Annotated in this window: 9 protein-coding genes and 1 other RNA gene; 4 read left to right on the top strand and 6 right to left on the bottom strand. The window is 66.3% G+C overall.

What is annotated here, in order from left to right; genetic code table 11:
- On the top strand, window positions 1–1,285 hold a 1,285-nt coding region (locus L995_RS28465; RefSeq protein WP_047474733.1), incomplete at its 5' end, for a transglycosylase SLT domain-containing protein.
- Window positions 1,286–1,352: 67 nt separating this feature from the next.
- On the opposite strand, the gene L995_RS28460 is transcribed toward L995_RS28465, so the two are convergent.
- From L995_RS28460 to dnaX, 5 genes are all read right to left on the bottom strand, one after another.
- Window positions 1,353–2,438 (bottom strand): ABC transporter substrate-binding protein, encoded by a 1,086-nt coding sequence (locus L995_RS28460; protein WP_016447445.1) that lies wholly within the window; start codon window positions 2,436–2,438, stop codon window positions 1,353–1,355.
- 84 nt (window positions 2,439–2,522) lie between these two features.
- Complete coding sequence (locus L995_RS28455; RefSeq protein ID WP_047474730.1) at window positions 2,523–2,954, bottom strand: MAPEG family protein; 432 nt, start codon at window positions 2,952–2,954, stop codon at window positions 2,523–2,525.
- A gap of 45 nt (window positions 2,955–2,999) precedes the next feature.
- Entirely contained in the window at window positions 3,000–3,590 is a 591-nt protein-coding gene (gene recR / locus L995_RS28450; protein WP_017404532.1) for a recombination mediator RecR, read from the bottom strand.
- 146 nt (window positions 3,591–3,736) lie between these two features.
- The gene (locus L995_RS28445; protein ID WP_012206701.1) at window positions 3,737–4,069 is read right to left on the bottom strand and encodes a YbaB/EbfC family nucleoid-associated protein; all 333 of its coding nucleotides are present in this window, start codon (window positions 4,067–4,069) and stop codon (window positions 3,737–3,739) included.
- Window positions 4,070–4,116: 47 nt separating this feature from the next.
- On the bottom strand, window positions 4,117–6,318 hold the full coding sequence (gene dnaX / locus L995_RS28440) for a DNA polymerase III subunit gamma/tau (protein WP_047474727.1): 2,202 nt from the start codon (window positions 6,316–6,318) through the stop codon (window positions 4,117–4,119).
- A 100-nt stretch (window positions 6,319–6,418) separates the two neighbouring features.
- On the opposite strand from dnaX, the gene ffs reads away from it, so the two are divergent.
- Window positions 6,419–6,515: signal recognition particle sRNA small type (gene ffs, locus L995_RS32570), an RNA gene on the top strand.
- A gap of 65 nt (window positions 6,516–6,580) precedes the next feature.
- Here the strand turns inward: ffs and L995_RS28435 are convergent.
- Window positions 6,581–7,957 (bottom strand): TIGR03862 family flavoprotein, encoded by a 1,377-nt coding sequence (locus tag L995_RS28435; RefSeq protein ID WP_047474725.1) that lies wholly within the window; start codon window positions 7,955–7,957, stop codon window positions 6,581–6,583.
- A 271-nt stretch (window positions 7,958–8,228) separates the two neighbouring features.
- On the opposite strand from L995_RS28435, the gene trxA reads away from it, so the two are divergent.
- Both trxA and rho read left to right on the top strand, forming a co-directional pair.
- Window positions 8,229–8,561 (top strand): thioredoxin TrxA, encoded by a 333-nt coding sequence (gene trxA / locus L995_RS28430; protein WP_016447450.1) that lies wholly within the window; start codon window positions 8,229–8,231, stop codon window positions 8,559–8,561.
- A gap of 267 nt (window positions 8,562–8,828) precedes the next feature.
- The coding region (rho, locus tag L995_RS28425; protein WP_047474723.1) for a transcription termination factor Rho at window positions 8,829–10,001 on the top strand (1,173 nt) is incomplete at its 3' end.

Raw genomic sequence — 10,001 nt, 5'->3', positions numbered from 1 at the left:
GGATCTGGTCAAGGACCGCGAGCAGTGGTACGCCAGCCGTCCCGACTACATACAGCGCATGACCGAGCGCTCCAGCAAATACCTGTTCCACATCGTCGAGGAACTGGAGCGGCGCAACATGCCCACCGAGCTTGCGCTGCTGCCCTATATCGAGAGTGCCTTCAACCCGCAGGCCGTCTCCACCGCCAAGGCGGCCGGCATGTGGCAGTTCATGCCGGCCACCGGCACCTATTTCGACCTCAAGCAGAACGCCTTCCGCGACGACCGCCGCGACGTGCTGGCCTCCACGCGCGCCGCGCTGGACTACCTGCAAAAGCTCTATGACATGTTCGGCGACTGGCACCTGGCCCTGGCCGCCTACAACTGGGGCGAAGGCAGCGTGGGCCGCGCCATCAAGCGCAACGAGAAGCTGGGGCTGCCCACGGGCTACACCGACCTGCAGATGCCGGCCGAGACCCGCATGTACGTGCCCAAGCTGCAGGCCGTCAAGAACATCGTGGCCAACCCCGATGCGTTCAACACCGAGCTGCCGGTGATCGAAAACCACCCCTACTTCCAGACCGTCACCATCACCCGCGACATCGACGTGGAACTGGTGGCCAAGCTGGCCGACGTATCGACCGAGGACTTCAAGGCGCTGAATCCCAGCTTTCGCAAGCCGGTGATCTTTGCGGCCGGCACGCCGGAGATCCTGCTGCCCTGGGACAACGCCAAGGTGTTTCGCCGCAACATGCAGGCCTTCGACGAAGGCCAGTACGCGAGCTGGACCGTCTGGACCGTGCCCTCCACCATCAGCGTGGCCGAGGCGGCCCAGCGCGTGGGCCTGGGCGAGTCCGACCTGCGCGCCCTCAACAACATTCCGCCGCGCATGCTGATCAAGGCCGGCTCCGCGCTCATGGTGCCGCGCGGCGCCAACGTGCGTGCCGACGTGGCCGGCCACGTGGCCGACAACGGCCAGATCAGCTTTGCCCCCGAGATCATCACGCGCCGCACCACCATCAAGGCACGCAAGCGCGACACGCTGATCAGCGTGGCCAACCGCTACGGCGTCAGCGTGTCCAACCTGGCGGACTGGAATGACCTGAAGTCCTCGGCCACGCTGCATGCAGGCCAGTCGCTGGTGGCCTATCTGCCGGTACGCGCCAGCAGCGGCGGCAACGCCCGCGCAGCCAAGTCCACGGGAACCGCACGCAAGGTGGCCGTTCAGCCGCAAAGCCGCAACGCCAAGACGGCCGTCACCACGGCACAGCGCGGAGGCAAGCCATCCAAGGTGAAAAAGCGCTGAGGAATCCCTCTGGCACCCGCGTCACGGAGCCCGCTTTCGCGGGCTTTTTTGCGTGCGGCCGCCGGGCTCAGGTGTGAAAGCGCTGGCGGGACTGGCGCACGAATTCGTTGGTGTACGAGCGCTCCAGGTCAATGCCGCCGCGCGCCAGCGCAGGGTCGAGCCGGACCAGCGCACGCAGGGCCGTGGCGGGCCCGTCATCGGGCATCATCCCATCGGGCGAAATCGTGGTGCGCATGTGCTCGAAGGCCGACAGATAGGCGCGCCGGGAGCCCAGCAGATAGGGCGCAGGCACGGCCCGCAGCACATCCATGGGCGCGGCAGTCTGCAGCCACTTGAGCGAGCGCACCATGGCGTTGCTGAGCGCCTGGGCCTTGGCCGGGTTCCTGCGCAAGAAGGCCTGTGTCGCATACAGCGTGCCCGAGGGCATGGAGCCGCCGTACAACTGCGCGCTGCTGCGCAGATCACGCAGGTCCCGCACGATGCGCACGGCGCCCTTGTCCTCCAGCACGCTCATCAGCGGGTCCGCATGGCACAGCGCATGCACACGCCCGGTGCGCAGCGCCTCCATGGCATCGGGCCCAGAGCCCACGCCCACCAGTTGCACCGCAGCGGGATCCAGGCCATCGCCCAGCAGCATCAGTTGCATGGCCCGGGCCGTGGATGCGCCCAGCGAGGAAACACCCACGCGCCGCCCGCGCAGATCGGCCAGCGTCTGGTAGCGCGGCATCCAGCGCGCAGCCACGCCCAGCGCGATCTGGGGTGCACGCCCCTGCACGACGAAGGCCCGCAGCTGGCTGCCGCGCTGCTGGGCAAGAAGCGTGTGTTCATAGGCGCCCGCGCAGACATCGGCGGCGCCCGACTCCAGGGCCTGCAGCGACTGCGATCCGCCTGGATAGTCCTCAATGCGCACGGCCAGGCCTTCGGCCTCGAAATAACCCAGCTGCTGCGCAATCACCAGCGGCAGGTAGTACAGCAGGCCCTGGCCGCCCACGGCAATCGTCAGCAGCTCGGCCGAGCCGAGCACAGGGAGCGACCAAAGAGGAGCCAGCCCCAGAAGGCTCAACAAGGTTCGGCGATCAAGCACGTGGGAAGACATGATGGTTATTTTGCTGCAGTGCAACACGATCATGCCCAGAGCCCGCATACGCAGCATCGGTGCTTGCCCGTACGTGAAACACCGCAGGGCCTGTGGTGCAGGCCCTGCGCGGGACGAGGGCGCCGGATGCGGCCGCAGGCCTCAGCGGTAGCCTGCGAAAAACAGCAGCAGATTCACCACCAGGGCCAGGGCCCAGGCCAGACTGCGCAGCGTGGCGCGGTCCATCACATAGAAGGCGATGTAGGCGATGCGCAACACCACGAAGGCCACGGCAAGGCCATCGACCCGCGCCGCTGGCGCGCCCAGTTGCCAGGCAACCAGCAAGGCGCCAATGAAGAACGGCAGGCACTCGAAACTGTTGGCCTGCGCCGCATTCGCCCGCGCCTGGTAGCCGGTCTGCTGGGCGAGCCAGGCGCGGGGGTCGTGGTTGTCGAAGCCGCGCTGCCCCGGCCGGTGCTTCATTCCGGGCGCCTTGGCGATGTAGGCGCAGGCCAGCGGCAGCAGGGCCGCCACCAGCAGGCACCAATGGGCAAGGGAAAAACCGCCGGGCGGCAGGACGACAGAGGTCGGCATACGGGCTCCTGATGAAAAGACAAGGAATGCTGGCCGCCTCCACCACTACCGGCGATCCACCAGCGCATGGGCGATCGTACCCAGGTCCACGTACTCGAGTTCGCTGCCGATGGGCACGCCGCGCGCCAGCCGCGTCACATGGATGCCGCGCGCTTTCAGCGCCTCGCTGATCGCATGGGCCGTGGCCTCGCCCTCGGCCGTGAAACTGGTGGCCAGGATCACCTCCTGCACCTTGCCGTCGCCGGCGCGCTCCAGCAGGGATGACAGATTCAGGTCGCGCGGACCTATGCCGTCGAGCGGAGACAGCCGCCCCATCAGCACGTAGTAGTAGCCGTTGTAAGCCCCCGTGCGTTCCATGGCCCCCATGTCGGCAGGCGCCTCCACCACGCACAGCCGGGCCGCGTCGCGCCCTTCGTCCTGGCAGATGGAGCAGATGCGGCCTTCGGTGAAGGTATGGCAGCGCTCGCAGTGGCTTACCGACTCCACGGCCGTGGTCAGGGCACGGGCCAGCTGCCGCGCGCCGTCCTGGTCGCGCTGCAGCAGGTGAAAGGCCATGCGCTGCGCAGACTTGATGCCCACGCCCGGGAGCCTGCGCAGGGCTTCGATCAGACCATCGAGCGATTGCACATCCGACATGGCGGCTTCCTTTCAATGAAGAAGATTCTCAGAAAAAAAGCGACCTGCAAGGGCAGATCGCTCGATGGCCGCTCAACGCAATTGAGTGGCTGGGGAAACCGTCACGGCCTCTCCCGGCTGTTCGGCACAACCTCTCGGGGCCAGCCTCAGAAAGGGAACTTCATGCCGCCCGGCAGGCCGGGCATGCCGGCCGTGAGCTTGCCCATCTTTTCGTTGGAGGTTTCTTCTGCCTTGCGCACGGCAGCGTTGAAGGCGGCAGCCACCAGGTCTTCCAGCATGTCCTTGTCTTCGGCCAGCAGGCTGGGGTCGATGGTGATGCGCTTGACGTCGTGCTTGCAGGTCATGACCACCTTCACCAGGCCCGCGCCGGACTCGCCTTCCACCTCGATGTTGCCCAGTTCATCCTGGGCCTTCTTGAGGTTGTCCTGCATGGCCTGGGCTTGCTTCATCAGGCCGGCCAGTTGTCCTTTGTTGAACATGTGAGTTCCTTCTTCTGTAGGGTAAAAACGAAACGCTCTAGAGCGTGTCAGGGCTGAATGGATACGGGCTTGATACTGCCAGGCACGATTTTCGCGCCATGGCTGCGGATCAGGGTCTGCACCAAAGAATGATTCATCACGATGTCTTCGGCAATGCGCTGGCGCTCATGGCTGGCCACCGCATTGCGCCGCGCGGGGCTGTCCACCACGGCGCCCTGCTCGACATGCAGCTGCCGGGCCAGGCCGGCAGCCTCCAGCGCCACACGCAGGCGCTCGCGCGTGGCGGGCTGGGCCAGCGAGCTGCTTTCCACACGCAGCGTCCAAGTATCGCCCTCGCGCGCCACCAGCTGCGACTGCAGCGCCAGCTGGCGCGCCAGCGCAGTGACGGCCTCGGCCTGCACCAGTTGCTGGACGGCAGCGTGCCAGACATCGCCCTCGGCCGTGCGCTCCACGGTCGGCGCGGGTGGCGCATCCGGGGACTGGCGGCCACGTTCAGGAGCGAAATCCTGCACATCGATCTGAGTGTCGATCTGCGGTTCGGACTGCCGTGCCACGGCAGCGGCAGGCGGCTCCAGGGCCAGATCTCCGTCATCGCTCCAGCGGCCTTCGTCGGCCCAGCCCTCATCGGGCATCCCGGCCCAGGCACCCTCGTCCGGCGCACCCTCGTCCGGCGCATCGGCATCCTGCGCCTGCGGCGCCTCATCGGCAGAAGAGTCTGCGTCTTCCTGCACATCGTCCACGGGCTCATCCACAGGCTCGTCCAGGAGCTCTTGGGCGACACCGGCGGCCGGCTTCAGCTCTGGAGCAGCGGAAGGCCTGGCCTCCTGGACAGGCGCAAGCACAGGTTCCGGCCTGGCAACTGCGGCCACGGCCACGGGCGCCTGAACAGGCGCTGGAGCCGCAACGGCTTGCACCACGGGAGCGACCACGGCGGGCGCAGCGGTCACGGGAGATGCGACAGGCGCGACGGGAGCAGGAGGCGCGACCGGGACGGGCATGGCCGCCTTGGCTGGGGCAGCGGGAGCCTCGGGCACAGCGGGCTGTGCGGGCCGCGTCTGCGCAACGGGCGCGGGAGATTCAGGCTTCGCCGTGGAGGGGGTCAGCGCTGGAGTTTTTTTTTCAGCCGCGCCCGTGGCGGGCTCTGCAGATTGCGGCTTGAACGCCAGCAGCCGCAGCAGCGCCATGGTCAGCGCCGCGTACTCGTCGGGCGCCAGGCCCAGTTCGGCCCGGCCGTGCAGGCAGATGCTGTAGAGCAACTGGGTTTCATCACGCGGCATCAGCAGCGCAAGACGGGCAATTTCAGCGGCCTCCGGATCGCTGGCGTCGGCGGCCATCTGTGGCACAGCCTGCGCCACAGCCATGCGTTGCAGCACGGCGCACATTTCCTCCAGCGTGGAGGCTGCAGACAGGCCATTGCGGCGCAGCGCCTCGGAGGTTTCCACCACCACCTGGCCATCGGCCTGGGCGAGTGCCTCGATCAGGCGGAACACATGGCTGCGGTCCACGCTGCCCAGCATCTGGCGCACCATGGACTCCTGCAGCTGGCCGCTGCCAAAGGCAATGGCCTGGTCGGTCAGCGACAGCGCATCGCGCATGGAGCCGCGCGCGGCGCGAGACAGCAGGCGCAGGGCCTGGGGTTCGGAAGCCACGCCTTCCTGGCCAAGCACCTGGCCCAGATGCTCCAGCACGGTCTCGGGCGCCATGGGCCGCAGGTTGAACTGCAGGCAGCGGCTGAGCACGGTCACGGGCACCTTCTGCGGATCGGTGGTGGCCAGCACGAACTTCAGGTACTCGGGTGGCTCCTCCAGCGTCTTGAGCATGGCGTTGAAGGCCGTGTTCGTGAGCATGTGCACTTCGTCGATCATGAAGACCTTGAAGCGTCCCTGCACCGGCTTGTAGACGGCCTGCTCCAGCAGGCTTTGCACCTCGTCCACCCCGCGGTTGGAGGCGGCGTCCAGCTCGGTGTAATCGGGAAAGCGGCCGCTGTCGATTTCGGTACAGGCCGCACAGACGCCGCAGGGCGTTGCCGTGATGCCGCCCTGGCCATCAGCGCCCTGGCAGTTGAGCGACTTGGCCAGAATGCGCGAGACCGTGGTCTTGCCCACGCCGCGCGTGCCGGTGAACAGATAGGCATGGTGCAGGCGCTGCTGCGTCAGGGCATTGGTGAGCGCCTGAACGACATGCTCCTGCCCCACCATTTCAGAGAAATTGCGGGGGCGGTATTTGCGGGCCAGCACAAGATAAGACATCCCGCGATTCTACGGGGCTGAGCACCCTCGCCCGGTGCGCCCCGGGTTTGGCCGGCCTTGTCGCCCGGGCAGCCCGGTGTTTGCCCCTATAATCGAGAGTGACGGGCCTCCTCGCATGGGGAAGCGGCCAACCGGGTCAGGTGGGGAACCAAGCAGCCCTAACCGTGAAACCAGTGCCGAGGGCAAGGCTCGTCACCTTCCATTGAACAGCAGGCCCTGCGGGCGCCTGCCCCGTCCACGCCCGCAGCGGCCCCTTCTCTCCTCAACGCGTCTCGCCATCCACCTTCAGATAGCGGGCAACGCCCTGTGCCGCGTGCACGCCGCTGGCCATGCATGCCGTCAGCAGGTAGCCACCCGTGGGAGCCTCCCAGTCCAGCATTTCGCCGGCACAGAAAACGCCGGGCGCAGCCACGCACATGCCATTGGCATCCAGCGCCTGCAGCCGCACGCCACCTGCGGTGCTGATGGCCTCATCGATGGGCCGGGCCGCCACCAAGGTGATGGGCAGGGCCTTGATGGCCTGGGCCAGCCGCGCGGGATCGGCCACGCCGTCCTTGCCCAGCACCTCATGCAGCACGGCGGCCTTGATGCCGTCCAGGCCCAGGCGCCCCTTCAGATGGCTGGCCAGGCTGCGTGAGCCACGCGGATGGCGCACCTCCGCCAGCACGCGCTCGGGTGTCAACTGGGGCAGCAGGTCGAGATGGACGGTGGCATGCCCGTCGCGCGCAATGGCTTCGCGCAGCGCGGCAGAGACGGCATAGATCAGGCTGCCCTCCACGCCCGTGGTCGTGGCCACGAATTCGCCCTTGCGCGAGAAAACGTTGCCCCGGCCATCATCAAAGGACAGCGCCACCGACTTGAAAGGCTGGCCGGCAAAGCGCTCGGTGAAATAGGGGCTCCAGCCGCGCGCAGGCTGGGGGCTGGCCCCCAGCAGCTCGGCCATGAATTCCCTGCGATCGATCTGCCCGCCCGGCGCCGCACCGCCCAGGCCCACATCGAACCCGCAGTTGGAGGGCTTCAACGCAGCGACTTCCACGCCGCGCTGCTCCAGCCAGGGCATCCAGGCGCCATCCGAGCCCAGCCGCGCCCAGCTGCCGCCGCCCAGCGCCAGCACCACGGCCTTCGCGTGCACCTGCAGCCGCCCTTCGGGGGTATCAAAGCCCAGCGCATCGCCATCCTCCCAACCCAGCCAGCGGTGGCGCGTGTGCAGGACCACGCCCTGGGTCTGCAGACGCACCAGCCAGGCACGCAGCAAGGGCGCAGCCTTCATGTCCTTGGGGAATACGCGGCCCGAACTGCCCACAAAGGTTTCCACGCCCAGCTCGCCGGCCCAGGCACGCAGCTGATCCGGGGGCAGCAGCTCCAGCCAGCGCGAGACCTCGGCACTGCGCTCGCCATAGCGGGAGACAAAGGCGGGCAGGTTTTCGGAATGGGTCAGGTTGAGCCCGCCCTTGCCGGCCATGAGGAACTTGCGTCCTGCGGAGGACTTGGCCTCGAACACATGGACAGTCAGCCCCTTGCTAGCCAGCCCTTCGGCCGCCATCAGGCCCGCAGGCCCCGCGCCGATCACCGCCACATCGCAGTCCATCGTGCGCGCCGCCGCGCTGTGTTCAAAAGCATCCATCACATCAGTTCCCATTCCAAGCTCGCATTCAACTTTGCGCTGCCGGCAGACTCATATGCCTGCAGCGCGGGCGCGCAGAATACCCTGCCGCAGGCCGTCCTGCGCGCAGGCGCCACTAATTCCCGATGACCCCGCAGCCCTGCTGCCGCCCCGTAAACAGCTATGACAGTCATAGCATCCAGCTACCGCCCATACGGTGCAGCAGGTGATAGGTTTCTGTCACAATCATTTCGCGGTGCGGATTTTCCTGCGCCTTCCTCATTGCGAAAAATCAAGGACATCACCCATGGCCAGCGAACTGATCAAACACATCTCCGACGCAAGCTTTGAAGCTGACGTCTTGCAACCCGGCTCCACGGTGCTGGTCGATTACTGGGCCGAATGGTGCGGTCCCTGCAAGATGATCGCCCCCATCCTCGACGAAGCAGCCCAGACCTACAAGGACAAGCTGTCCATCGCCAAGATGAATGTGGACGAGAACCGCGAGATCCCGGCCAAGTTCGGCATCCGCGGCATCCCCACGCTGATGCTGTTCAAGGACGGCCAGCTGGCTGCCACCAAGGTCGGCGCCCTCAACAAGGCACAGCTGTCTGCTTTCCTGGACCAGCACCTGGCCTGATTCTCCTGGCTGCCCCCTACACCGGGGCAGCCAAACATGCGGCCCGGCGCCGACCGCTGCACCGCATCGCACTGGCGCACAAACCCTGCGCCAGCGCAAATTTCCCTATGACCTGCGGATTTTTTCCTGTCATAATGCCCTTCATCACCGGCCTTATGCATCGAAGGCCGCGCTGAGACCCTCAGGCAAGCCAGCCCACTTCCACAGTGTTTCGCTTGGCTCAACGCCTCCCCCTGGTTTCTTTCCACTCCGTTCTGGAGTCTCTCCATGCACCTTAATGAACTCAAGGCACTGCACGTGTCTGAAGTCCTGAAGCAGGCCGAAGCGCTTGAGATCGAAAACGTCGGTCGCATGCGCAAGCAAGAGTTGATGTTCGCCATCATCAAAAAGCGCGCCAAGGCCGGGGAACAAGTGTTCGCCGACGGCGTGCTGGAAATCCTGCCGGATGGTTTCGGCTTCCTGCGCAGCCCCGACACCAGCTACACGGCCAGCACCGACGACATCTACATCTCGCCCAGCCAGGTCCGCCGCTTCAACCTGCACACCGGCGACATGATCGAAGGCGAAGTGCGCACGCCCAAGGATGGCGAGCGCTACTTTGCCCTGACCAAGCTCGACTCCGTCAATGGCGGCTCGCCCGAGCAGAACAAGCACAAGGTGCTGTTCGAGAATCTGACCCCCCTGTTCCCCACCCAGCAGCTGCGCCTGGAGCGCGAGATCAAGGGCGAGGAGAACATCACCGGCCGCATCATCGACATCATCGCCCCCATCGGCCGCGGCCAGCGCGCGCTGATCGTCGCGCCGCCCAAGAGCGGCAAGACCATGATGATGCAGAGCATCGCCCACGCCATCACGGCCAACCATCCCGACGTTCACCTGATGGTGCTGCTGGTCGATGAGCGCCCCGAGGAAGTGACCGAGATGCAGCGTTCGGTCAAGGGCGAGATCATCGCCTCCACCTTCGACGAGCCCGCCACGCGCCACGTGCACGTGGCCGAGATGGTGATCGAGCGCGCCAAGCGCCTGGTCGAACTCAAGAAGGACGTGGTCATCCTGCTGGACTCCATCACCCGCCTGGCCCGCGCCTACAACAACGTCGTGCCCTCGTCGGGCAAGGTGCTGTCGGGCGGCGTGGACTCCAACGCGCTGCAGCGCCCCAAGCGCTTTTTCGGCGCGGCGCGCAATGTGGAAGAAGGCGGCTCGCTGACCATCATCGCCACGGCCCTGGTCGATACCGGCAGCCGCATGGACGAAGTGATCTTCGAAGAGTTCAAGGGCACGGGCAACAGCGAACTGGCCCTGAACCGCCGCCTCTACGAAAAGCGCGTGTTCCCCGCCATCGAACTCAACAAGAGCGGCACGCGCCGCGAAGAACTGCTGCTGGCTCCCGAGATCCTGCAAAAGACCCGCATCCTGCGCCAGTTCATGTACAACATGGAC

The organism is Delftia sp. ZNC0008 (assembly GCF_000799035.1).
Taxonomy (GTDB): domain Bacteria; phylum Pseudomonadota; class Gammaproteobacteria; order Burkholderiales; family Burkholderiaceae_C; genus Comamonas; species Comamonas tsuruhatensis.
The sequence above is the reverse complement of the archived record's forward strand: the minus strand, read 5'-3'. Positions and strand labels throughout refer to the sequence as shown.